This is a genomic window from Pseudomonas sp. Fl5BN2 (assembly GCF_009908205.1).
In the GTDB taxonomy this organism is placed as follows: Bacteria; Pseudomonadota; Gammaproteobacteria; order Pseudomonadales; family Pseudomonadaceae; genus Aquipseudomonas.
Window position 1 is genome coordinate 1 of record NZ_JAAARL010000035.1, and the last position, 23716, is coordinate 23716.

Genomic DNA, 23716 nt, shown 5'->3' on the forward strand with positions numbered 1-23716 from the left:
TAACCGCTGCCGAAAACTGCGTAACTCGTTGAATCTCAAGGAGTTTTCCGTTTCGACTGCGCCGGAAGTGGGGCGAATTATAGACGTGTAGAATCTGCCGTCAACACTTAATTTGAATTTTCTATGACTTAACGCAAATTGCCTCTTACGCAGCCTCTATATAGAAGAGCAAAAAAGACTATGCGCACTATATTGCTCATTCCTCATTAGTTAAGCATCATGATCCGAGTGCCACACTTCTTTTCCTCCAACACTCTGGATGCCCTGCATGAACGACCAACCGCGCAGTCTTGCCTCGACCTTGTTTCCGGTAGGACTGCTGCTTATTGCCATGGCCTCGATTCAATCAGGTGCATCGCTGGCCAAGAGCATGTTCCCAGTCGTTGGTGCGCAAGGCACAACAACCCTTCGACTGGTTTTCGCCAGCATCATCATGCTGCTGCTATTAAGACCCTGGCGCGCCAAGTTCACCGCCAAGACGCTGCACACGGTGATTGTCTACGGGATGGCCCTGGGTGGCATGAACTTCCTCTTCTATATGTCCCTGAGAAGCGTGCCCCTGGGAATCGCGGTTGCCCTGGAGTTCACTGGCCCACTGGCAGTGGCCATCTATGCCTCACGCAAGGCCATCGATTTCCTATGGATCGCCTTGGCCATTGCCGGACTCTTATTACTGATCCCTACCGGAGCTACAGGGACATCCATTGACCTGGTAGGCGCAGCCTATGCATTGGGCGCTGGGGTCTGCTGGGCGCTGTATATCCTGTTCGGCCAAAAGGCCGGCGCCGAGAACGGTATTCAGACCGCAGCGCTGGGGGTAATGATCGCAGCACTCTTCGTCGCTCCTTTAGGCATCGTCCACGCCGGTGCGGCATTGCTCACCCCCTCCTTGATCCCTATAGCCCTGGGTGTCGCCATTCTCTCCACCGCCCTTCCCTATACCCTGGAGATGGTAGCCCTGACACGCCTGCCAACCCGCACCTTCGGTACGTTGATGAGCATTGAACCGGCTATCGGCGCCCTCTCCGGACTCCTGTTCCTGCACGAATACCTGTCCCTTGCGCAATGGATGGCCATTGCCTGCATCATCCTTGCCTCTGTAGGTGCGACCATGACCATGCGCCGAGAATCCAAACCATTAGTTGCAGCTGATTGAGACTCAACTCTGGTAATTAGCGCTCAATTAGGCCATGTTTAGCCCGCTGCGCAACGTCACCCAGGAAGTTGTCAGACAGGGATATCGCAAACGCAAAAGACGACAAGTAATGCAGTCACACTCGGGCATTAGATCCGAGGCTAGCGATAAGGACGGGGATGAAACGATTCTTGATACTGTTGGCCGTACTTGCCATTGCAGGCTGCGCGGCAACTGCGAAGACCGAAGTAAAACGGGGTAAGAAAGGACTCCACATCAACTGCTCGGGCCTGTCCTCATCCTGGGACAAGTGCTACACCAAGGCGACCGAGTCCTGCGGGCCCAAAGGCTACAAGGTCATCGCCAAGTCCGGTGACGCGGTAGAAGATCCGGGAGACTACCCCTTCGGACTCAACCCTGCCGGCTATACCAGCCGCAGCATGATCGTCATTTGCAAGTAGCGTTACGGGTCAATCTGCAGGCAGCCGCTCCAGCTGCCCAATGATCTGCTCATGATTCGATGTCAGCACTTGGCGCTGAAGGCTCGGACTCACCAGCATTCGCGCCACCACCAGTGCGCCGACACACTGCGACAGAATCGACCAGGAAAGACTCTCGCTGCCCAGGGTCTGCGCCCAAGCCTGATGCAAACGGCAAATCCAGTCCTGCGCCTCCTGGCGCACTTCGATGCTCCCCCGGGAGATCTCCGCTCCCAGAGCCGGTAGCGCACACCCCGCGCCGGGCTCCTGTAAATGCGCAACACTCAGGTACTGCTTCAGGCAACGACGCAACCTTTCCTGACTCTGCTGCTCTTCACCGCCCAGACGCTCCAGGCTCCGACTCAACTCGCGCTCGACAATCGAGCCGAACAATTCGTCCTTGGAAGCGAAGTGACTGTAAAAAGCCCCGCCACTCAGGCCGATGGCCTTCATCAGGGCATCAACACCCACCGTGGAAAAACCTTCGTTCTTGGCCTGTACCGCGCTGCTTTGCAACAGGCGTTCACGGGTTTCCTGTTTGTGACCGACTGAATAACGCATCCCCTGGTGAGCTCCCGAGTTCTCTTGACGATCGAAAAATCATAGCATAACGTTCGTTTAGCTAACGATCGTTTACTTAAGAGCGAGCCTCCCATGACTACAGCCTTGAACAAGAAGAAAGTGGTACTGGTGGTCGGCGCCGGTGATGCTACCGGTGGTGCCATTGCCAAGCGTTTCGCCGCAGAGGGTTTTGTTGCCTGCGTGACCCGCCGTAGCGCGGACAAGCTACAGCCCCTAGTGGAGAGCATCCAGCAGACCGGTGGCGAAGCCCATGGTTTTGCCTGTGACGCCCGCAAGGAAGAGGAAGTGATCGCCCTGATCGAACAGATCGAAACCCAGATCGGTCCGATCGAAGCATTCGTTTTCAACATCGGCGCCAATGTGCCTTGCAGCATTCTTGAAGAGACGGCGCGCAAGTATTTCAAGATCTGGGAAATGGCCTGTTTCTCGGGCTTTCTCAACGCCCGCGAGGTGGCCAAGCGCATGGTCACGCGCCAACGCGGCACCATCCTGTTCACCGGCGCTACCGCCGGGGTTCGCGGCGCCGCCGGCTTCGCTGCCTTTGCCGGAGCCAAACACGGCATTCGTGCCCTGGCCCAAAGCATGGCCCGGGAGTTGGGGCCGTTGAACATTCATGTCGGCCACATCATTGTTGATGGTGCCATCGACACCGACTTCATCCGCACCAGCTTTCCCGAGAAATACGCCCTCAAGGACCAGGACGGCATCCTCAACCCCGAACATATCGCCGAAAATTACTGGTACCTGCACAGCCAGCCCCGGGACGCCTGGACCTTCGAGCTGGACCTGCGCCCCTGGAACGAGCGCTGGTAATCCCCCTCATAAAAACAATCAGGGAATCTGAATCATGAGCAAGAAAGTAGAGTTCTTCTTCGACCTGGGTAGCCCGACCTCGTACCTGGCCTACACCCAATTGCCAAAAATCTGCGCCCAGACCGAAAGCCAACTGGTTTATCAACCCATGCTTCTGGGCGGCGTCTTCAAGACTACCGGCAACGCCTCGCCCATCAGCGTTCCCGCCAAAGGGCGCTACATGCTCCAGGACTTGGCGCGCTTCGCCCAGCGCTATCAGGTGGAGCTCAACTTCAACCCGCACTTCCCCATCAATACCTTGCTGTTGATGCGCGCTGTTACCGGGGTACAGATGCATTTGCCAGAGCGTTTCATCGAGTTCATCGACTGCCTGTTCCGCGCGCTCTGGGTCGACAAGCGCAACCTGAACGATCCAGCCACCATCACCCAGGTGCTGGAGCAAGGTGGTTTCGATCCGCAACAGATCCTCGACCTGAGCAACGACGAAGAGGTCAAGGCCAACCTCAAGGACAAGACCGAGCAAGCATTGAAGCGTGGTGTATTCGGCGCCCCCAGCATGTTCGTGGGCGACCAGTTGTTTTTTGGCCAGGACCGCCTGGACTTCGTCCGTGAAGCCTTGAGCAAGCAATAATCACCCGCGTCCCTGGCGGCAGAGACTTCAGCGCCAGGGACAGGTTCACCAGCATCAACCACCTTGCGCGGTTGATGCTTCCCTTCAGATCTCCGCGGTTCGGGTCTGCAACCATTCCAGCGCCGTGCCCTCCAGCAACGGACTGAGACGCTGACGCACTTCGGCGTGGTAGGCGTTGAGCCATTCACGCTCCTCTGAAGTGAGCAGCGACGGCTCCAGGCAACGGGTATCAATCGGGCACAGGGTCAGTGTTTCGAAACGCAGAAACTCACCGAACTCAGTGGTGCCAGCCTCACGGTTCAAGACCAGGTTCTCGATCCGCACCCCCCAACGCCCAGGACGGTAAGTCCCCGGCTCGATAGAGGTGATCATCCCAGGCTGCATCGCGGTCTGCGGCGCTGGCGCCGCCTGATAGGCAATAACCTGAGGACCTTCATGCACATTGAGGAAATAGCCGACACCGTGCCCGGTACCGTGCCCGTAATCCACGCCCTCGGCCCAGATCGGCGCACGCGCGATGGCATCCAGCAATGGCGACAGAATGCCCCGCGGAAACTGCGCCCGGGACAACGCGATAACGCCCTTGAGCACCCGGGTGCAGTCGCGTTTCTGCTCGGAACTGGGCGTCCCGACCGGCACCATCCGCGTGATATCGGTAGTGCCCCCCAGGTACTGGCCACCAGAGTCGATCAGCAACAGGCCGTCACCCTCGATCACCGCATGTTCTTGCGGGGTCGCGTGATAATGAGGCATCGCCCCATTGGCATTGAACGCCGCGATGGTATTGAAGCTCAAGGACACATAACCCGGACGCCGCTCACGGGCGGCGGTCAAGTGTTCATCAATGGTCAGTTCGGTGATGCGCTCACGTCCCTGGGCACCGTCCAGCCAGGTGAAAAACTCACAGAGCGCCGCGCCGTCCTGCTCCATGGCCTGACGAATGTGCTCGGCGTCCGCCAGGCTCTTGCGCGACTTTGCCAGGGTCGTGGGATTGAGCCCCTCCAGCAATTTCACACCGGGGTTCAGATTCTCCAGCAAACCTGCCGTGACGCGAGCCGGATCAACCTGCAAGGCCGCTCCCTCAGGCACCGCACGCAGCGCCGCCGCCACTTCCGAGTAGTCGCGCAGGCTCACGCCATCCGCTTCGAGCAGCCCGCGTAGCTGTTCATCGACCTTGCTCAAGGCCACGAACAAGGTGGCCTGCTGCTGGCTGACCAGGGCGAAAGATACAAACACCGGGTTAAAGGAAACATCCGCGCCACGCAGGTTGAACAGCCAGGCGATATCGTCGAGGGTGGCAATAAAGTGCCAGTCCGCTCCGCACTCCTTCAGGGTTTGCCGCAACTGCTCGAGTTTCTCTCCCCGACTCAGCGTGGCCTGCGGAGGCAGGTGCTGGTAGATCGGTTGATTTGGCAACGAAGGGCGATCACCCCAGACTTGCTCAAGCAGATCGATGTCGGTACGCAGGCTGGCCCCGCGCTCCAGCAACTTGCTGCCCAAGGTACGCGCAGAAGCCAGGGCCATGACCGCACCATCCACCGCCACCACGCCACCTTCCGGCGTTTGCTCAGCCAGCCAGTCCAGCGGACCGGGCTGCCCCGGCTGCAATTTCATCAAGTCGATACCACTGCCCTTGAGCTCCTTGGCAGCCTGCTCCCAGTAACGGCTATCGGCCCAGACCCCGGCGAAATCCGCGGTCACGATCAAAGTGCCCACCGAACCATGAAAACCCGACAGCCACTGACGCCCTTGCCAATAACCTGGCAGGTACTCCGACAGGTGCGGGTCGGCCGAAGGCACCAATAAGGCATGAATGCCCTCGCGACTCATCAGTTGACGAACGTGCGCCAGGCGCTGGGGGACCACTCCATTGGTCGAAGGCTGGGTACTCATTGTGTCTCCTTAACCGGCTAAATAATTGTTATGTAAGGTCGAGATCACTCAACCCTCAAGACTAGGCTCCGGCCCAGAACGCCGGAGCTGTGGCGGTTGACGCCTTGATCAATTGCACAGCCCGGTCCACATCCTCCTCGGTAGTGAAACGCCCGAGGCTCAAGCGGATGGTCCGGCTGGCTTGCTGCGCATCAAGTCCCAACGCCAGCAATACATGGGAAGGCGCATTGCTCGCCGAGTTGCAGGCCGAGGTCGCGGAAAACGCCAGGGACGCGCTCAGTGCCGCCGCATCAAGCCCACCGTCGCTGAAGGTCAGGCTCAAGGTGTGGGGAATACGCTGGGTAACACTGCCATTCAAGCGCAGGCCGGCAATACCCGCCAACTGTTCCAACAGACGCTGGCGCAGATGGATGATGGTCGCGGTTTCCTCCTCGAACAACTCACCGGCCAGGGCAAAGGCTGCGCCCATGGCGGCAATCTGGTGGGTGGCCAGGGTTCCGGAACGCAAGCCGCCCTCGTGCCCGCCACCATGGATCTGCGCCAACAGCCGCTGCTGTGCCCGTGGGCCGACATAAAGTGCACCGATGCCCTTGGGGCCATACAGCTTGTGGGCGGAAAACGACATCAGGTCTACCGGCCACCGCCCAAGATCAATGGCCACCTTGCCGGCACCCTGGGCTGCGTCGACATGCAACAACGCCCCACGCTCACGCACCACCTGGCCAATCGCCGGAATGTCGTTGAGGGTACCCAGTTCGTTGTTGACCAGCATCAGCGATACCAGAAAGGTGTCATCTCGCAGGGCTTCACTGACGGCCTGCGCACTGATCGACCCGTCCGCGTCCGGCGCCAGGTAGGTCACCGCCACACCCGCTTCCTGCAACTGCCGGGCGGTGTCGAGAACCGCCTTGTGTTCGATCTGGCTGGTAACGATGTGCCCGCCACTCACACCCCGGGCCTGCATCACTCCCTTGAGTGCCAGGTTGTTGGATTCGGTGGCACCAGAGGTCCAGACAATCTGCTCAGGCAGTGCCCCCACCAACTGCGCCACTTGCTGCCGGGCGCGCTCGACACTGCGCCGCGCGTCCTGGCCGAAGACGTGGGAACTGGATGCCGGGTTGCCGAAATTGGCGTTGAAACCCAGACACTCCAGCATCACCTGGATGACCCGCTCATCCACCGGCGTGGTGGCGGCATAGTCGAAATAAAGAGGACGTTTGTTCATAACTGAAGACCCGCAGAGCTTGTTCCAGGACCGGGATTGGCTCAAAAGGAATGCTGCCCGAACGCGCCATGTATACGCGGCGCGCCAACAGCAAGCACTGAAGCAATACCCGATCGGATGCCGTTAAAGAAGGACAACTTCGTTTAAAAGTGCGTAGGAACGCTCCTGGAACGCAGCTTAACAGGCTCGGGGCAAGGCGTTGAAGGTTCACTCAACGGATGTTTTCAAGGAGTAACGGCGCCAGGGAAAGCACCAGCAACGCGGCCATCCCGAGATTGAACAGGCGCAGCCAGCGCGGGTTGCGCAGGACATTGCGCAACAGACTGCCGCAAGCAGCCCAGAGGCTTACCGTAGGTGCGTTGATCAGGGCGAACACCGCCGCGATCACCAGCACGTTGGTGAAGTACCCCTGCAAGGGGGTGTAGGTACTGATGGCCCCCACCGCCATGACCCAAGCCTTGGGATTGACCCACTGAAACGCCGCGGCGCCCCAATACCCCAAGGGTTGTCCCTGGCCCTGCTGCTCATCGGACAGGGGGCCGGAGCGGGCGATCTTCCACGCCAGGTACAGCAAATACGCCGCACCGACATAACGCAGCACGCGGTACAGCAGCGGATAGGCCTCGAACACCGCCCCCAGGCCCAGCCCAACCGCCAGCACCAGCACAAAGAAGCCGCTGCTGATACCGAGGATGTGCGCAATCGAACGGTTGAAACCGAAATTCACCCCCGAGGCCAGCAGCATGGTGTTGTTCGGGCCGGGCGTGATCGAGGTGACCAAGGCAAACAGGGCAAATGCCAACAGCAGGTCAACAGAAAGGGTCATGGATGCAAGGTCCCGAGCAAGGTCGATCAAGCTTCGACCCTAACTCACGAGCGGCCTGGAACTCACGGACAGTTGAGGAAAACTTCGACCCGTACAGTTGCCTTCAACTGGCTGGGTGGTGACGACTGAAATTGCGCTGGGCACTCATTTCACCCTGCGTATCAAACGCCGTGGGGCGACCCAGCAGTTCGGCCTTTTTCTGCTGGTACTCATCGAATGACAGGCCGCGCCGACTCAAGGCTTCCAGTGCCAGCTCACGAGTTTCCTGAGCGGTGTAGGGACGCAGTTCAGGAGCGCCCGGGCTGGCGCACCCGGCCAGAACACTGGAAACCAAGATCAACAGAACAACCGAGTAAGCCTTCATGGCGAGCACCTGGAGCAGATTGCGAACAATGAACACAGGCTACGCGCGCGCCGACAGTGGCAAAAATCATCCCGCTCGATAGTCGCTATCGACTGTTCAAAGGACTTGGGACTTCGCACCTCATATTCCATAAAGACCTATAAATATGGAAACAAGCTCTTTTGAGGAATAACAGCAAGCCTTTATAACAACTGCACCCCGTTGCCCAACTGTTGCCTGGGCAACTGTTGGCCAGGCAACAGCCGATCAACAAAACAGTACCTGTGCAACAGCGCCCGGTAACCGTCGCAGTAGGGCAGAGCCACGTAGCACAAGGCTTTCAGCGGTTGGTACAGCTCTTGCTCCTGAGCCTGGCACCTGCCATTGCTCGTTGAGCCCCTGTTTAAAAAGGAACTGATCATGTCCCGCCCCTTGAACGTCGTTGCTCTCTCCGGTGGAACCTGGCGCCCATCCAGGACCCTGGTGCTGACCCAGGCCTTGCTGAGCGAACTGTCCGGGCTCCTGCCGATCAACAGCCACCTGATCGAACTGGGCGACATCGCCCGCCCGATCGGTGCAGCGCTGTCCCGCGAAGAACTGCCGGCCGAGGTCGAAGCCGAACTCCAGGCCATCGAAAACGCCGACCTGCTGATCGTCGCCGCCCCGGTGTACCGCGGTTCCTACCCGGGCCTGCTCAAGCACCTGTTCGACCTGATCGACCTCAACGCCCTGATCGACACCCCGGTGCTGCTGGCTGCCACCGGCGGCAGCGAACGCCATGCCCTGGTGCTGGATCACCAACTGCGCCCGCTGTTCAGCTTCTTCCAGGCCCTGACCCTGCCGATTGGCGTGTACGCCACCGAAGCTGACTTCAACAACTACCAGATCACCAGTGAACTGCTGCGAGCTCGCATCCAGCTGGCCGCTGAACGGGCCGCGCCGCTGCTCGGTGCCCAGCCGAAAAACCTGCTGAAAATCGCCTAAGGACCTGTCATGGATGTGTTCTGGTTTCTTCCGACCCACGGCGACGGCCACTTCCTGGGCACGACCCAGGGTGCCCGTCCAGTCACCCTCAACTACCTCAAGCAAGTAGCCCAGGCTGCAGACAGCCTGGGCTACCACGGTGTGCTGATTCCCACCGGGCGCTCCTGCGAAGACTCCTGGGTCATCGCTTCGGCCCTGGTGCCGTTGACGGAACGCCTGCGCTATCTGGTGGCGATTCGTCCAGGCATCATCTCGCCCACCGTCTCGGCACGCATGGCCGCGACCCTGGACCGACTGTCCAACGGCCGCCTCCTGATCAACGTGGTCACCGGTGGCGACCCAGACGAAAACCGTGGCGACGGTAGCTTCCTCAGCCACAGCGAGCGCTACGAAGTCACCGACGAGTTCCTGCAGATCTGGCGCCGCGTGCTGCAAGGCGAAGCCGTGGACTTCGAGGGCAAGCACCTGCACGTACAGAATGCCAAGGCCCTGTACCCACCGGTGCAGAAGCCCTATCCACCGCTGTACTTCGGCGGCTCTTCCGAGGCGGCGCATGAACTGGCCGCCGACCAGGTGGACGTCTACCTGACCTGGGGCGAACCGCCGGCTGCAGTGGCACACAAACTGGCCGACGTCCGCGAACGCGCCGCACGCAAGGGACGCACAGTGAAGTTCGGCATTCGCCTGCATGTGATCGTCCGCGAGACCGAGGACGAAGCCTGGAAGGCCGCGGACAAGCTGATCGAACACATCAGCGACGAAACCATCGCCGCGGCCCAGCAATCCTTCTCGCGCTTCGACTCCGAAGGCCAGCGGCGCATGGCCGCGTTGCATGACGGTCGCCGTGACAACCTGCAGATCGCCCCCAACCTCTGGGCCGGAGTCGGCCTGGTACGCGGAGGTGCCGGCACCGCGCTGGTAGGCAACCCGCAACAAGTGGCCGAGCGGATCAAGGAGTACGCGGACCTGGGGATCGAGAGCTTCATCTTCTCCGGCTACCCACACCTGGAAGAGGCCTATCGCTTCGCCGAACTGGTGTTCCCGTTGCTGCCGGAACCCTATGCCAGCCTCGCCGGCCGCGGCGTCACCAACCTGACCGGGCCGTTCGGCGAAATGATCGCCAACGACGTACTGCCCAACCGGCCTTGAGGCTTGCACCGCCCCAGGCAAGAGCCGGTTTGCCGGCGAAGACCATCTGCACCCTCTTCGCTGGCAAGCCAACCCCTGCAACGGCGCACATCCACCCTTCCCCGGCCACCTGCATGGCCCCGAACGAGGAACACCGCGTGACTGCCAAACCGCAAAGCGCCCTATTGACCCCTTTGCAAACCGCCCGGCAACTGGCCGCCGAGTTTGCCCTGAGCGCTGTCGAGCGCGATGAACGCGGCGGCACCCCCAAGGCCGAACGCGACGCCCTGCGCCACAGTGGCCTGCTGGCCCTGAGCATCCCCAGCCAGTTCGGCGGCCTCGGCGCGCCCTGGAGCGAAACCCTGAACATCGTCCGCGAGTTCGCCAGGGTCGACAGCTCTATCGCCCACGTCTTCGGTTTTCACCACCTGATGCTGGCCACCGTGCGCCTGTTCGCCAAACCCGAGCAATGGCAACCCTGGTTCGAACAGACCGCACGCAAGAACTGGTTCTGGGGCAACGCCCTCAACCCGCTGGATACTCGTACCGTGGTGAAGAACCTCGGCAGCTGGCGCGAGTTTTCCGGCAAGAAGAGCTTCTGCTCCGGCGCCACCGACTCACAAATGCTCATCGCCTCGGCAGTGGATGAACACAACGGCGGCAAGCTGCTGATCGCCGCCATCCCCAGCGGCCGCAGCGGCATCACCCTGCATAACGACTGGAACAACATCGGCCAGCGCCAGACCGACAGCGGCAGCGCAACCTTCGAACGAGTACGGGTCGAAGAATCGGAGCTGCTGCTGGACCCGGGTCCGCTGAGCACACCGTTCGCCTGCCTGCGGCCGCTGATCGCCCAGTTGACCTTCAGCCACATGTTCCTCGGGATCGCCGAAGGCGCCTTTGAGGAAGCCCGGCACTACACCCTCACGGAAACCCGGGCCTGGCATAAGTCCAGCGCCGAGGATGTGCGTCAGGACCCTTACGTACTCAGCCACTACGGCGAATTCTGGGTCGCCCTGGAAGGCATCCGCCTGCTGGTGGAGCGGGCCGCCAGGCTGCTGGACCAGGCTTGGGCCAAGGGCCCCAACCTCAGCGCCGAAGAACGCGGGCACCTGGCCACAGCCATCGCCACCGCCAAGGTCGCCGCCAGTCGCCAGGGCCTGGAGCTGTGCAGCCGCCTGTTCGAAGTCACCGGTGCGCGTTCGACCCACGCCTCGCTGCGCCTGGATCGCCACTGGCGCAACCTGCGGACCCAGACCCTGCACGACCCCTTGGACTACAAGCTCCATGAACTGGGCGACTGGGCACTGAACCAGAGCCTGCCGACGCCGACCTTTTATTCCTAGCCTTGTGTTCCCGGAGAGTGCCGATGCAGCTTCTGACCCTACCCGCCTCGCCTGCCCTGGCGACCTCGATCCGCGCCACCGCGCAGGTCTTCGAGGACCCGAAATCCCAGGCCCTGCTGGCGCACCTGCAGCAGGTCGCGCCGAGCGAAGCCAGCGTGCTGATCATCGGTGAAACCGGGACCGGCAAAGAGCTGGTGGCCCGCCACATCCACAACCTCAGCGCCCGACGCAACCGGCCGTTTGTGGCGGTGAACTGCGGCGCCTTCTCTGAATCCCTGGTGGAAGCCGAACTCTTCGGCCATGAAAAAGGCGCCTTCACCGGTGCCCTCAGCGCCAAGGCTGGCTGGTTCGAAGAAGCCGATGGCGGCACCCTGTTTCTCGATGAGATCGGCGATCTGCCCATGCCCATCCAGGTCAAGCTGTTGCGGGTCCTGCAAGAGCGGGAAGTGGTGCGCCTGGGCTCGCGCAAGAGCATTGCCATCGACGTACGGGTCTTGGCCGCCACCAACGTGCAGCTAGAAAAAGCCATCAACGCCGGGCACTTTCGCGAGGACCTGTATTACCGCCTGGATGTGGTCAGCCTGGAACTGAGCCCGCTGCGCGAACGCCCCGGCGACATCCTGCCACTGACCCGGCACTTCATCGAGGCCTACAGCCAACGCCTGGGCTACGGCAGTATCAGCATCAGCCAGGAGGCCGAATTCAAACTCAAGAACTACAGCTGGCCGGGCAACATTCGCGAGCTGGAGAACGTCATCCATCACACCCTGCTGATCTGCCGCAACGGTGTCATTGAACGGGACGACCTGCGCCTCTCGAACATGCGCATCGAGCGCAGCGACGACAGCCATCCAAGCCCCGACGACTCTGCTGAAGCGCTGCTGGAGCGGGCCTTTCAGAAACTCTTCGCGGAACAGGCCGGGGCCCTGCATGAAAAGGTCGAGGACGCCCTGCTGCGCGCGGCCTATCGCTTCAGCCACTACAACCAGGTGCACACCGCCAACCTGTTGGGCCTGAGCCGCAACGTCACCCGCACCCGGCTGATCAAGATCGGCGAACTGGCGGTGAACAAACGACGCCCGGCAGCGCTGCCCAACGAGCGCACCCTGCAACTGTCGATCTAGCCCAGCAGGTTGCAGTGCAAGGCATTGTCGTGACTGCGGGCAATGCTGCGCAGCACCTGGAACGAACCGAAGGTCACGGTCTTCGCCTGGTGGGCCAGGATCAGCTGCCAGAAATCCTGCTCACCGCTCTCAAAACTCTGGAAGGCCGCCTCGCCGGCCTCCCGAGATTGCCATTGCAGGTAGTTGAGCACCCGCCGGCCGTCATCGCTGGCCTGCACGCTGGCACTGAGAAAGCCGCCGTAGCCTTGGGCCAGGCGCTCGGTCTGCTCGGACAGCGCCGATACCAAGGCTTCCTGCTGGTGAGGTTCGATCTCGAATTCGATCAATTGGGTGAAGCTGCGGTTTTTCTCGAACGTTGCCATGGATAACTCCCCGCTGTCGTCAAACAGAATCTTGCGATTGAATGCGCTGCAGGGTAAAACCTCTAGTTAAGTCAAGGTCAAGTCTGTTTTTCACTTTGGGTAGCTGCTGATGATCGAACACGACGCTGTGTGCAAAGAACTCACCGTTGGCCAACTGTCGGCCCGCAGCGGCGTAGCCGTCACCGCACTGCACTTCTATGAAACCAAGGGGCTGATCAAGAGCAATCGCAATCAAGGCAATCAGCGGCGCTATCCGCGCTCGGTGCTGCGCCAAGTGGCCTTGATCAAAGTGGCCCAGCGCCTGGGCATTCCTCTGGCGGAGATTGGCCAGGCCCTGGCGACCCTGCCCGCAGGCCGGGTGCCCAGTGCTGCGGACTGGCGGCGCCTGTCGGAACAATGGAGCCGCGAACTGGACGAGCGCATCCACCAACTGACCCTGCTACGCGAGCGTCTGAACCTATGCATTGGCTGCGGCTGCCTGTCGATGGAGGGCTGCCCGTTGCGCAATCAGGACGACATCCTCGGAGAAGCCGGCCCAGGCGCGCGCTTGCTGGAGCCCGGTGAGTCCACTGTTACAGAAGAGTTCTAGCGGGTAAGAAAGCTCGCGGAGGATCGTAAGTAAAAACTTCCCTATGTTAATGTCGCGCCCTGCTTCCTACGACGAGCTCCGCTTCCATGCCAAGGACTGCCTCCTACGAAAAGCCCCGCTGGCTTCGCGACCTGCTGCGCTTTCTGCCCCTGAAAAGTCAGTTTGTTCTCTGCGGTAATGTCCGCGACCTGCAAGCCAGTGAAGTCGCCCCCGGGGTGATTACGCCCCAGCCTTTCAACCTCAATCTGCGTGACGAGCTACTGGCCGCCGGTTACAGCCACGTACTCAGTTGGGACCCACTCAAAGGTCTGTCCGTGCTCCAGCCCCCGGGCAGCGATCCGGCCCAGGCCGACAGCCTGCTGCGGGAGCTGGGCCTGACCCCGGTGGAAGGCGCCGCACCAGCAGGCCTCGACCTGCTGTCGGCGACCTTGCCGCGGCTGGTGGAGCGCCAGGGCGAACCGCTGGCGCTGATCGTCGATTTTGCCTCACGGCTGGTGGTCCGCAACGATGCCCTGAGCGCCGCCGAACACCAGCTGTTCACCCAGGCGCTGGTACTCTCCCATCAAGCTCGCAGCCGCCCCGCCGGAGAACAGCGAGCGCCCTTCTTCAACAGCATCCTCTGGGTGGTGGAAAAGGAAGGCGACCTGCCCGACTGGATGCTCATCGACAATCCACGGCTACGTCCCATCCCGGTGTCCAAGCCGGATCAGCAGGCCCGCCAGGCCCTGGCTCCGGCATTGCTACGGGGCTTGCCCGGCGCCCAGGAAGCCAGCGAGGAAGTGCGCGACAAGGCACTGCGCGCGTTCGTCGAAAACACCGAAGGCCTGCTCCTGCTCGACCTCAATGCCATCGTCCAACTGGCCCGGGTCGAAGGCCTGACCCTGGAGCGCATCGCCGACGCCGTGCGCCGCTATAAAGTCGGGGTCACCGAAGACCCGTGGCTGAAGATCGACCGCCAGCGTATCCGTCAGGCCGACGACTTCATCCGCCAGCGGGTCAAGGGCCAGGGCCATGCCGTGACCCATATGCTGGACATCGTCAAACGGGCGATGACCGGGGTCGGCGCCAGCCGCAAGGGCAACCGTCCCAGAGGCGTGGCGTTTCTCGCCGGCCCCACCGGCGTCGGCAAGACCGAACTGGCGAAAACCATCACCAGCTTGCTGTTTGGCGACGAAAGCGCGTACATCCGTTTCGATATGTCGGAGTTCAGCGCCGAACATGCCGACCAGCGTCTGGTCGGCGCCCCGCCTGGCTACGTTGGTTACGACGTCGGCGGCGAGCTGACCAACGCGATCCGCGAGAAGCCCTTCAGCGTGGTGCTGTTCGACGAAATCGAAAAGGCCCACCCGCGCATCCTCGACAAGTTCCTGCAGATCCTCGATGACGGCGTGCTCACCTCCGGCCGTGGCGACCGGGTGTATTTCTCCGAGGCGCTGATCGTCTTCACTTCCAACCTGGGCATCTACCGCCAGGGCGACAACGGCGAGCGAGTGGCCAACGTGCAGCCCGGCGAAGCCTTCGAAGCAGTGCAAGGCAAGGTCCAGGGGGAAATCGAACGCTACTTCAAGCTGGTGCTCAACCGTCCGGAAATCCTCAACCGGATCGGCGAGAACATCATCGTCTTCGACTTCATCCGCCCGGACATCGCCGAGCAGATCTTCCAGCAGATGGTCGGCAACATCCTCGCCGACCTCGCGGCCCAGTCGCTGCACATCCAACTGGATGACGACTCCCGGCACAACCTGCGGCAGCTGTGCCTGGACGACCTGTCCAATGGCGGCCGGGGCATTCGCAACCAGCTCGAAGCGCACCTGCTCAACCCGCTGGCCCGCGCCCTGTTCGACCAGGACGCACAGCCAGGCCAACATTTCGAAATCCGCCAACTGCAGGCCGGTGGCCTGTCACTGTTGGTTCGCACGCCTTGAACATCAGTCTTTCACGGGTGCACTTCCCGATTACCACCCTGGGGCCGGGACAGCGACTGGGTATTTGGTTCCAGGGGTGCAGCATCCGCTGCGACGGCTGCATTTCCGCCGACACTTGGGGACCGGGCAAGCAATCGCTGCCGCTGGAGCAGGTGCTGCACGACCTGCAACCCTGGCTGGAGCAAGCGCAAGGCATCACCTTGTCCGGTGGCGAGCCCTTCGACCAGCCCGACGCCCTGCTGGCACTGCTCCAGGGACTGCGCCAGCGGACCCAGGTCGACATCCTGGTCTACAGCGGCCATACCCTGGAGACCCTGCAACCGTTGTTGCACACCGCCGAAGGGCTACTGGATGCGCTGATCTGTGACCCGTTCGAGCAACAACAGGCGCAAACGCTGGTCCTACGAGGCAGCGACAATCAGCGCCTGATCCTGTTGACCGAACTGGGCCGCCAACGCCTGTCCACCTACCAGCGCCCGCTGCAGCCCGACGACCAGGCCCTGGACCTGATGTTCGACGACGATGGCAGCGTCTGGATGGCTGGAATCCCTCGACGTGACGACCTGCTGCGCCTGCGCGACCTGTTGCATGGCCAGGGCCACCAATTGCAGATCAGCGCCCACACTTCACGCCGCCGTTAACCGGAACCGTTACCGATGATTCGTTTTTGCCCCAACTGCCAGACTGAACGCTCACTGGCCGAAATCTTCTGCGAAGGCCAGGTGGACAACCGCACCTGCGGCTGGGAACTGTCCGCGGAAGCGATCCATCCAGTGGGCTGGCGGCCACAGCCCGTGGTCACCCAGGAAGGTTTGGGACAACAACCCGCGACGCCCGCAACCGCAACACTGCTCTGCGACAACGGTCACGCCATGGCCAGCGGCGACTTGATGTGCCTGGTCTGCGGCGCAGATCCGGCGGCCTCCGAGCCTGCCCCGACACTGGCACCGGCACCGGCCGCCGTCGAACCGGCGGTGGCAGACAGCGAAACCGTGATCGAAGGCTGGCGCTTGCTGCGACAGATCAGCAGCACCGGGGTACGCGAGCGTTTTGTCGCTGAGCACACTACCAGCGGACTCCAGGCAGTACTGACCCTGTACCTGGCCGGCGCCGAACCCGACACCTCGGTATATGAAGCCCTCAAGCGCCTGCCTCGGGAGCATGTGCCGGAGATCATCGACACCGGCCGCTGGCACGAACGGGCCTTCGAGGTTGCCGAGGAACTCACCGGCGGCACCCTGGCGGACCTCGGCATGGTGGTCAATGACGTGGCCGCGGTGCAGCACATCGTCCGCGAACTGGGCCAGGCCCTGCACGCCTTCAGCGAGGCCGGGCTGCGCCACCGCGACCTGCGCCCCGCGACCTTGCTGGTGCGCAGTCGCGAGCCCCTGGATCTGGTGATCAGCGGCTTCGGCTCGGCACGCTTGTCGGAGTTCGACCTGGACATCGTCGCCCCCCTGGAAACCAGCCGCTACATGGCCCCCGAAGCCATCGCCGGAGGCGTCGCCGCGGCCTCCGACTGGTGGAGCTTGGGGATGATCCTGCTGGAGCAGTTGACCCAGGGCGCCTGTTTTGCCGGGATCAACGCCAACGCCTACCTGATTCACGTGCTGGCCAACGGCGTGCTGCTGCCGGACGACCTCGACCCACGCCTGGAACTGTTGCTACGCGGCCTGCTCGCCCGGGACCGGCACCAACGCTGGCAATGGCCCCAGGTGCAGGCCTGGCTCCAGGGGGAAAGCCCCAGCGCCGCAGCGCCTGCGAGCGTCGAGGAGGACCTCGAAGAAGGTGCGACCATTGCCTTGGGCAGTCGACGTTTCCGCCGGCCGGGGCCATTCGCCCTGGCCGCCGCCGAGGCCGAGCATTGGCCCCAGGCACTGGATCATCTGCTGCGCGGGGTGATCGTCACCTGGGCCGAACAGACCGGACTGGCGCCCCGACTGCTGGCCGGCCTGCGGCAAGTGGCCCAGCACGAAGGGCTGGAAGACGACACCCGGCTGATGCTCGCGCTGAAGCTGCTGAACCCGCAGATGCCGCTGATCCAGCGGGGCGAGATCGTCACTCCCGGTTGGCTGCTGGAGCATCCCCTGGACGGCTATCGGTTGATCAGCGGCCCCGCTCCGGACCTGCTGGCCCGCGTGGAAACCGGACACTGGCTGTCACGCCTCAAGCTGCGGGCGGAGCAGGTACGCCAGCGCGCCCAGCACCAGGCCATCGAACTGGACGAGGCGCAACTGCGCATCTATCTGCTGTCCAGTTCCCGGGCTCGCCTGGCAGCCCAGTGGGAGGAGCGCCAGCGCCTGCTGCCTGACAGCGAGCACAACGGTGTGTTGTCCCTGGCCGATCGTCGCGTCATCAGCGAAGAAGACCTGATCGTGCTGCTCAGTGCCGCCATCGGCCAGTTCCGCTCGGTGGACGCGATCCTCGAAGAAGCCGCGAGCCTGGCTCGCGAAGCCGTGGTCCTGAGCTTCGATGCCGGCAGCGCCCGCACCCTCCTCGGCCTGCCACGCCCGGCCTTGTACCGTGAAGTCGATGAACGCATCAGCGGTTTCGCCCGCTGCGGCGTCCCCAGTATCGATGACTGGGCCGAGCAGTTCCGCCTGGAACGGCGCATGCCGCTGGCCAAGGCCCTGGTGCTGCTGGCGATCGGCGCCGAGCAGTGGCTGGAGCCACAAAAGCAGCAGTACGTTTCGCAGATCCTCGATTTCTTCGAGAAGAAGGTCGCCAGCGTGGTGCTGCGCGGCCCGCTGGTGCGCATGAGCATCGGCAAGACCACTGCCCGGGTCGACCTCAAAGAGTTGCACAGCAAGCGCACCCCGGCCCCGGCCTTGCTGGACCACCTGGTGGCGCGCAACGCCCAGCCCATCAGCCTCGATCCGGCCTGCTTCGCCAAGGACCCGCTGCGAGAGGCTCGGCTCAACAGCCTGCACCGGCAAAGTTCGCTGTACAAGCGCGACACCGGGATCGATGGCCTGTACCTGGGCTTTCCCTTCCTCCTGACCCGGGACCCGCGCGGCACCACTCGCACGCGGATCGCGCCGCTGCTGTTATGGCCGGTCAAGCTGCTGCTGGAAGTCGGCAGCCGCGGTCAGGTCGCCCTGGTGTTCGACAGCGAACGCGAGGAAGTACGCCTCAACCCGGGGCTCGACACCCTGCTCGGCATCGACGCCGCCAAGCTCTGGCGCCAGGCCGCCGACGAGCTGCTGGGGCGTTCGGCGCTCAAGGCCGCGGACGTCATGGATGCCTTCGGCATGCTGGCCACCGCGCGCTCCCGGGTACTCGGCAGCCTGCCGCCGGCGACCACCGAAGTACTGCCCTACCAGGATCAGTTGGCCTGTGCCGGGGTGCTGTTCCATGTCGCCTTCATGGGCCAGGCTATCGGCGAGGACCTGCGCCAGCTCAAGGCCCTGCCGCCAGGTGGCACCGGCCTGGAAACCGCCCTGCGCCTGCAACAGGACAACGCCACTGCCCCCGGCGATGAGGCCCAGGGCGTGTCGGAGCTGCAACGGTTCTTCACCGTGGCCAGCGACCCCTCCCAGGAAGCCGCGGTACTCCAGGCCCGGCAAGCCCCCGGCCTGCTGGTGGAAGGTCCGCCCGGCACCGGCAAGAGCCAGACCATCGTCAACATGGTGGCCGATGCCATCGGCCGCCAGCGCAGCCTGCTGATCGTCTGCCAGAAACACGCAGCCCTGGAAGTGGTGCACAAGCGCCTGGTGGCTGAAGGCCTGGGCAACCGGGTGGTGATGCTCAACGACATCAACCGCGACCGTGAGCCGGTGATCCGTAGTGTCCGCGAACAGCTCGAAGCCTTGTTCAAGGACCCTGCCCCCGAGCAACCGTGGCTACGTCAGCGCGAACGCCTGGCGGCGCGCATCGAAGCCCTGGAAGGCGAACTCGATCGTTTCCACCAGGGCCTGCATCGCGTCGATGAGCACTGTGGCCTGAGTTACCGCCAGTTGATCGGCGAACTGATCGGCCTGGAACAAGGAGCACCGGCACTGGATGTGCCGATCTTGCGCCAGCACCTGGCAGCCCTGGACATCGCCGACCTGACGCGCCTGGAAGAAGCCTGCGCGCCGCTGATCCGCCTGTGGCTGCCGGCACGCTACGAGCAAAGCGCCCTGGCCCAGCTCCAGGCCTTCCCCACCGACCCGGCCACCCTGCAAGCCTTCACCGAGGGCTTCCAGCGCCTGCGGCACTGCGAAGAGCAGCGCCTGGACACCCTGCAAGCACACCCCGCGAGTTTCGAAGTGGACGACCCGGCGCCCTATCGCCGCTGGCTCGAACGTCACGTGCACAGCCTGCTGGAGCTGGACGATAACCAGCGCCAGCGGCTGGCTCGCTGGCTGCCACTGTTTCGCCGCAACAACGGCCAAGAGCCTGCGGGCGACGGCTTGCTCCTGACGCTGCAAGCGCTCCGGCAACAGTTGCAACAGTGCGACGTCACAGCGCATCAGGCCAGCCTGACTGCGGGCCTGAGCGCCTTGTCCAGCGCGCAACTGCGCGCCCTGCAACAGCGCGCCCGCCGAGTTATCCAGGGGCGTTCCTGGCTCGCCCGCCTCAACCCGCTGCGCCTGATCAGCCAGCGCCAAGTGCTGGGTTTCCTCGCCGACCAGGGTCAGCCCGGCGAACTGCAGCGCGTGCCTGAACTGCTCGCGGCGGCCCTGCTGGAAAGCCAGTGGCGGCCGTTGCGCAGCCAGTTGCAGCAGCTGCATCAGCAACTGGCGCTTGGCGATGTCGCCGACGACTGTGGCCCCGGCTTGCTGGCGCAGGTACAGCAAGACCTCGGCCAACTCGAGAACATTCGCGACCTGGCCATGGCCCTGGCCGAGGCGCCACAAGTGGCGCAAGTGGATGCCGTGGTGCTGACCGGTGAGCGGCAATCCTTCGACGGCCTGCTGGCCGGCTATGACGCCGCGTTTATCCGCCACAGCGTGCGCCAGGACAGCCTGAACGCCTTGCAGCGCCTCAACCATTGGCTGCAACCCGAGTTACTGGAGCCACTGCGACAGCGCATGGACCTCAACCAGGGCAATCAGGCCGTCCTCAACCGCCTGCACGAGGCCTTGCCGACCCTGCCGGCCTACCAGGCTTTCCGCGCCCGGGCCGGGCAACTGTCGGCGCCGGACCTGGAACTGCTGAGCGTGCTGCGCGACTACCAGACCAGCCTCGACACGATCCCTGCTGAGCAGTTGGAAGCCGTAGTCCGACACATGCTCAACCGTGAAGCCCGGCTGGGCTGGAAACGGCAGATGGAACAGCAGCATCCGGAACTGCTGCTGGAGCAGAACGAAACCGCGGCGAAGATCGCCAGCCTGGGTGAAGCCGATACCCAGATGCGCGCCCTCAACCGCCAACTGCTCAGCGAAGGCATCGACCTCACGCGCCTGGGCACCCGCAAGCAATGGGAAGACGTCACCCGCCTCACCGGGCGCCGTTCGCGCCGGCTGCGGGAATTCATGGAAATGGGCGCCGGCCTGGGGCTGATGAGCCTGCGGCCGGTGTGGCTGATGAACCCGGACGTGGCCAGCCGCGTGTTGCCGCTCAAGCCCGGGCTGTTCGACATCGTGATCTACGACGAAGCCTCGCAGATGCCGGTGGAGTTCGCCTTGCCGACCCTGTACCGGGGCCGGGTCACGGTGGTCAGCGGCGACGAGAAACAGATGCCGCCCACCGCATTCTTCTCCAGCCGGGTGGAAAGCGACGAGGCCGAACTGTTCGACGGCGACCAGCCGGATGCCGAGGCTGATGAAGAGCAACGGGAAGCCTTTGAAGACACCTGGAACCGTCGCGAAATCAAGGACTGTCCGGACCTGCTGCAACTGGCCCGCAGCGCGTTGCCCACGACCACCCTGCAGATTCACTACCGCTCGGCGTACCGCGAACTGATCGGTTTCTCCAACGCCTCGTTCTATGGCAACCGCCTGAGCATCCCGGTGCGCCATCCCCAGGCCAACATCCTCGCCATCAAGCCACTGGAGCTGATCCGCGTGGACGGTATCTACCAGCAACAGAGCAACCCCGAGGAAGCCGAGCGGGTAGTCGATTACCTGGCCGAACTCTGGCTGACGCCGTATGCCGAACGGCCGTCGGTGGGGGTGGTGACCTTCAACCGCAAGCAGGCTGACCTGATCGAGGAGCGCCTGGAGCTGCGGGCCGAGCAAGAGCCGCTGTTTCGCGCCGCCTACAGCCAGGAGCGCGAACGCAGCGAGGACGGCGAAGACATGTCGGTGTTCGTCAAGAACGTCGAGAACGTCCAGGGCGACGAACGCGACATCATCGTGTTTTCCTCGACCTTCGGCCGCAATAGCCAGGGCAGTTTCCGCCGCAACTTCGGGGTGCTGGGGCAAGCCGGCGGCGAACGCCGGCTCAATGTCGCGGTGACCCGGGCCCGGCGCAAAGTGGTGATGATCACCTCGATGCCGATTGCCGACATCTCCGACATGCTCACCACCCAACGGCCACCCGCCACCCCGCGAGACTACCTGCAGGGTTACCTGGAGTACGCCCGCGCCCTGTCGGCCGGGGAATTCGCCAGCGGCCAGCAGTTGCTTGGGCGCCTGGTCACCGAACGCCAAGACACCCGGATCCAGCACAGCGCCCACAGCGATGGCTTCACCCAAGCGGTGGCGGCCTTCATCCGGACCCTGGGCTGGAACCCGGTCAGCGCCAACGAAGGCGACGCCTTCGGCCTGGACTTCGCCATCGAACACCCCGACACCGGGCTCTATGCCCTGGGCATCGAATGCGACACCCCGCGCCACGGCCTGCTGGCCCGTGCTCGTGCTCGGGAAATCTGGCGACCGTCGGTGCTGCGCCGGGCCATTCCCCATCTGCATCGGGTCTCGTCACAGGGCTGGTACCACGATGCGCAAGCCGAGCGCGGACGCTTGCGAGCGGCCATCGAACAGGCCTTGATCCCGATGGCCGACCTCGCCACGGCAACCCAATCCCAAGCGCTGCTGGACACGGAGAACACCCCATGAGCGGCCCAAAAGTGGTGCGGATCGTCACCCGCGAAGAAATCCTCGAAATCTGCGCCGGCCACCTGCGTCGCCTGGAACAGGCGATTGCCCACTGGGAACGCCAGGCCCAACGCCTGGGACAACTGACTGAACAGGAACGGGCGGCGACCCACGCGCGCTTCGAGCAATTGCGCCAGCTGATCGAAGAGGATCGCCTGCGGCGCCTGCAGAATCAGGTGCCAATCGAAATCGAGTTCCTCAAGAACGACCTGCAACAGCGGGAGATCCGGGCGGTCCAGCTGGCCACAGAACAGCGCCAGCGGGAGCGCCGCCAACGGGAAAACGCCGCGACCCTGCTGAACGCCCTGCAAGACCGAGCGGCCAGCGCCGAACTGCTGCAACAGTTGCAGGCGATTGCCGACGGGCAGGCCGTCGAAGGCGTCGAATCACTGCTCGCCCAAGGCTTCGCCAGCCTCAGTACCGCGCCGGTGGAGCCGGGCCTGAGCGAGGCCCAACAACAACTGGCGCGGAGCCTGCAAAGCGAGGCTGCACCGCAGACCCTGGCGCAATGGCGGGCCGCCCATGAACAGCCTGAGCCGCGACTGGCACGCATCGAGCAGCACATCGCGCAACTGCTGACCCTCGACCAACAGGCCTGTGCCGAGCCTTACCTGGCCAAGTTGCGCCAGATCGACATCGAAACCCGCCCCCAGCAGCGCAACCTGCTGCTGGACAGCCTGGTACTGGAACTGGCCCAGGCCACCCGCGACAGCCTGCAACGTCGCGCGAGCCTGACCCGCCTGCAAGAGCTGGCGAGCGAAGCCGCGACCTTGCTCGGCAGCGCCGCCGCTGAAGCGGTGGCCCAGGCCGAGCAATGCAGCCTGGCCAACATGGCGCCAGTGGAGGAGTTGATTGCCCGCTTTACCGCGCTGATCGACGCCGAACTGCAGCAACGGGCCGCCCTGTCCCGGCGCCAGGCGCTGCTCGAAGGCTTGAGCAGCCTGGGCTACGAAGTCCGTGAAGGCATGGCCACCGCCTGGGCCAAGGATGGTCGGGTAGTCCTGCGCAAGAGCGCGACACCGGGATACGGCGTGGAAGTCGGAGGCAATGCCGAAAACGCTCGTTTACAAGTACGGGCCGTGGCCCTCAGTGCCCAGCACGACCCACAGCGCGATAAGGACATCGAGACCATCTGGTGTGGCGAGTTCCAGCGCCTGCAAGCCCTGCTGGCCTCCCAAGGAGATGACCTGAGCATTGAAAAAGCCCTGGACATAGGCGCGGTGCCCCTCAAGGAAGTGCTGCTGGATGCAACGCCGGAGGCACATCGGCAGACACTGCAACAGCGCAGTTGAGCGACTGCCAAGCC

The 23716-nt window shown here is 63.2% G+C and carries 19 protein-coding genes; 13 read left to right on the plus strand and 6 right to left on the minus strand.

The genetic code is table 11. From position 1 onward, the window contains the following. The first annotated feature begins 268 nt into the window (after positions 1 to 268). Positions 269 to 1156 carry a threonine/homoserine exporter RhtA gene (gene rhtA, locus GV819_RS30815; RefSeq protein ID WP_161759798.1) on the plus strand — a complete coding sequence of 296 codons (888 nt, stop codon included), beginning with the start codon at positions 269 to 271 and terminating at the stop codon, positions 1154 to 1156. Between the two features lie 158 nt (positions 1157 to 1314). Next, a complete protein-coding gene (locus tag GV819_RS30820) occupies positions 1315 to 1596 on the plus strand; it encodes a hypothetical protein (protein WP_161759799.1) in 282 nt (93 codons plus the stop codon). 9 nt (positions 1597 to 1605) lie between these two features. On the opposite strand, the gene GV819_RS30825 is transcribed toward GV819_RS30820, so the two are convergent. Continuing rightward, entirely contained in the window at positions 1606 to 2175 is a 570-nt protein-coding gene (locus tag GV819_RS30825; RefSeq protein ID WP_161759800.1) for a TetR/AcrR family transcriptional regulator, read from the minus strand. Between the two features lie 93 nt (positions 2176 to 2268). Here GV819_RS30825 and GV819_RS30830 point away from each other — a divergent pair, with 93 nt between their 5' ends. Further along, positions 2269 to 3009 carry an SDR family oxidoreductase gene (locus GV819_RS30830; RefSeq protein ID WP_161759801.1) on the plus strand — a complete coding sequence of 247 codons (741 nt, stop codon included), beginning with the start codon at positions 2269 to 2271 and terminating at the stop codon, positions 3007 to 3009. Positions 3010 to 3043: 34 nt separating this feature from the next. Continuing rightward, complete coding sequence (locus GV819_RS30835) at positions 3044 to 3640, plus strand: 2-hydroxychromene-2-carboxylate isomerase (protein ID WP_161759802.1); 597 nt, start codon at positions 3044 to 3046, stop codon at positions 3638 to 3640. Positions 3641 to 3724: 84 nt separating this feature from the next. On the opposite strand, the gene GV819_RS30840 is transcribed toward GV819_RS30835, so the two are convergent. The 4 genes from GV819_RS30840 to GV819_RS30855 all read right to left on the minus strand — a co-directional run bounded on the left by GV819_RS30840 (position 3725) and on the right by GV819_RS30855 (position 7948). Beyond that, positions 3725 to 5533 (minus strand): aminopeptidase P family protein, encoded by a 1809-nt coding sequence (locus GV819_RS30840; protein WP_161759803.1) that lies wholly within the window; start codon positions 5531 to 5533, stop codon positions 3725 to 3727. Between the two features lie 61 nt (positions 5534 to 5594). Then, positions 5595 to 6758: a cysteine desulfurase family protein gene (locus tag GV819_RS30845; protein ID WP_161759804.1), complete on the minus strand. Its 1164-nt coding sequence runs from the start codon at positions 6756 to 6758 to the stop codon at positions 5595 to 5597. Positions 6759 to 6969: 211 nt separating this feature from the next. Then, complete coding sequence (locus tag GV819_RS30850) at positions 6970 to 7584, minus strand: LysE family translocator (protein WP_161759805.1); 615 nt, start codon at positions 7582 to 7584, stop codon at positions 6970 to 6972. A gap of 103 nt (positions 7585 to 7687) precedes the next feature. Further along, positions 7688 to 7948, minus strand: a complete 261-nt coding sequence (locus tag GV819_RS30855; protein ID WP_161759806.1) for a hypothetical protein — start codon at positions 7946 to 7948, stop codon at positions 7688 to 7690. A gap of 399 nt (positions 7949 to 8347) precedes the next feature. On the opposite strand from GV819_RS30855, the gene msuE reads away from it, so the two are divergent. The 4 genes from msuE (at position 8348) to GV819_RS30875 (ending at position 12509) form a co-directional block, all read left to right on the plus strand. Beyond that, positions 8348 to 8911 carry an FMN reductase gene (msuE, locus tag GV819_RS30860; protein WP_161759807.1) on the plus strand — a complete coding sequence of 188 codons (564 nt, stop codon included), beginning with the start codon at positions 8348 to 8350 and terminating at the stop codon, positions 8909 to 8911. Positions 8912 to 8920: 9 nt separating this feature from the next. After that, entirely contained in the window at positions 8921 to 10060 is a 1140-nt protein-coding gene (ssuD, locus tag GV819_RS30865; protein ID WP_161759808.1) for an FMNH2-dependent alkanesulfonate monooxygenase, read from the plus strand. 113 nt (positions 10061 to 10173) lie between these two features. Then, positions 10174 to 11385 carry an acyl-CoA dehydrogenase family protein gene (locus GV819_RS30870; protein WP_178124965.1) on the plus strand — a complete coding sequence of 404 codons (1212 nt, stop codon included), beginning with the start codon at positions 10174 to 10176 and terminating at the stop codon, positions 11383 to 11385. Positions 11386 to 11408: 23 nt separating this feature from the next. Then, positions 11409 to 12509 carry a sigma-54 interaction domain-containing protein gene (locus GV819_RS30875; RefSeq protein WP_161759810.1) on the plus strand — a complete coding sequence of 367 codons (1101 nt, stop codon included), beginning with the start codon at positions 11409 to 11411 and terminating at the stop codon, positions 12507 to 12509. Here the strand turns inward: GV819_RS30875 and GV819_RS30880 are convergent. Then, on the minus strand, positions 12506 to 12871 hold the full coding sequence (locus GV819_RS30880) for an antibiotic biosynthesis monooxygenase (RefSeq protein WP_161759811.1): 366 nt from the start codon (positions 12869 to 12871) through the stop codon (positions 12506 to 12508). The genes GV819_RS30875 and GV819_RS30880 overlap by 4 nt on opposite strands. A 109-nt stretch (positions 12872 to 12980) precedes the next feature. Here GV819_RS30880 and soxR point away from each other — a divergent pair, with 109 nt between their 5' ends. From soxR to GV819_RS30905, 5 genes are all read left to right on the plus strand, one after another. After that, positions 12981 to 13460, plus strand: a complete 480-nt coding sequence (soxR, locus tag GV819_RS30885) for a redox-sensitive transcriptional activator SoxR (RefSeq protein ID WP_161759812.1) — start codon at positions 12981 to 12983, stop codon at positions 13458 to 13460. A gap of 86 nt (positions 13461 to 13546) precedes the next feature. Beyond that, entirely contained in the window at positions 13547 to 15385 is a 1839-nt protein-coding gene (locus GV819_RS30890; RefSeq protein ID WP_161759813.1) for an AAA family ATPase, read from the plus strand. After that, positions 15382 to 16026, plus strand: coding sequence for a 4Fe-4S single cluster domain-containing protein (locus tag GV819_RS30895; protein ID WP_161759814.1), 645 nt, complete (start codon positions 15382 to 15384; stop codon positions 16024 to 16026). Before GV819_RS30890 ends, GV819_RS30895 begins: the two co-directional genes overlap by 4 nt. 15 nt (positions 16027 to 16041) lie before the next feature. Further along, the gene (locus tag GV819_RS30900; RefSeq protein WP_161759815.1) at positions 16042 to 22371 is read left to right on the plus strand and encodes an AAA domain-containing protein; all 6330 of its coding nucleotides are present in this window, start codon (positions 16042 to 16044) and stop codon (positions 22369 to 22371) included. Continuing rightward, a complete protein-coding gene (locus GV819_RS30905) occupies positions 22368 to 23702 on the plus strand; it encodes a hypothetical protein (protein WP_161759816.1) in 1335 nt (444 codons plus the stop codon). The genes GV819_RS30900 and GV819_RS30905 overlap by 4 nt, the downstream gene beginning before the upstream one ends. Positions 23703 to 23716: the final 14 nt, after the last annotated feature.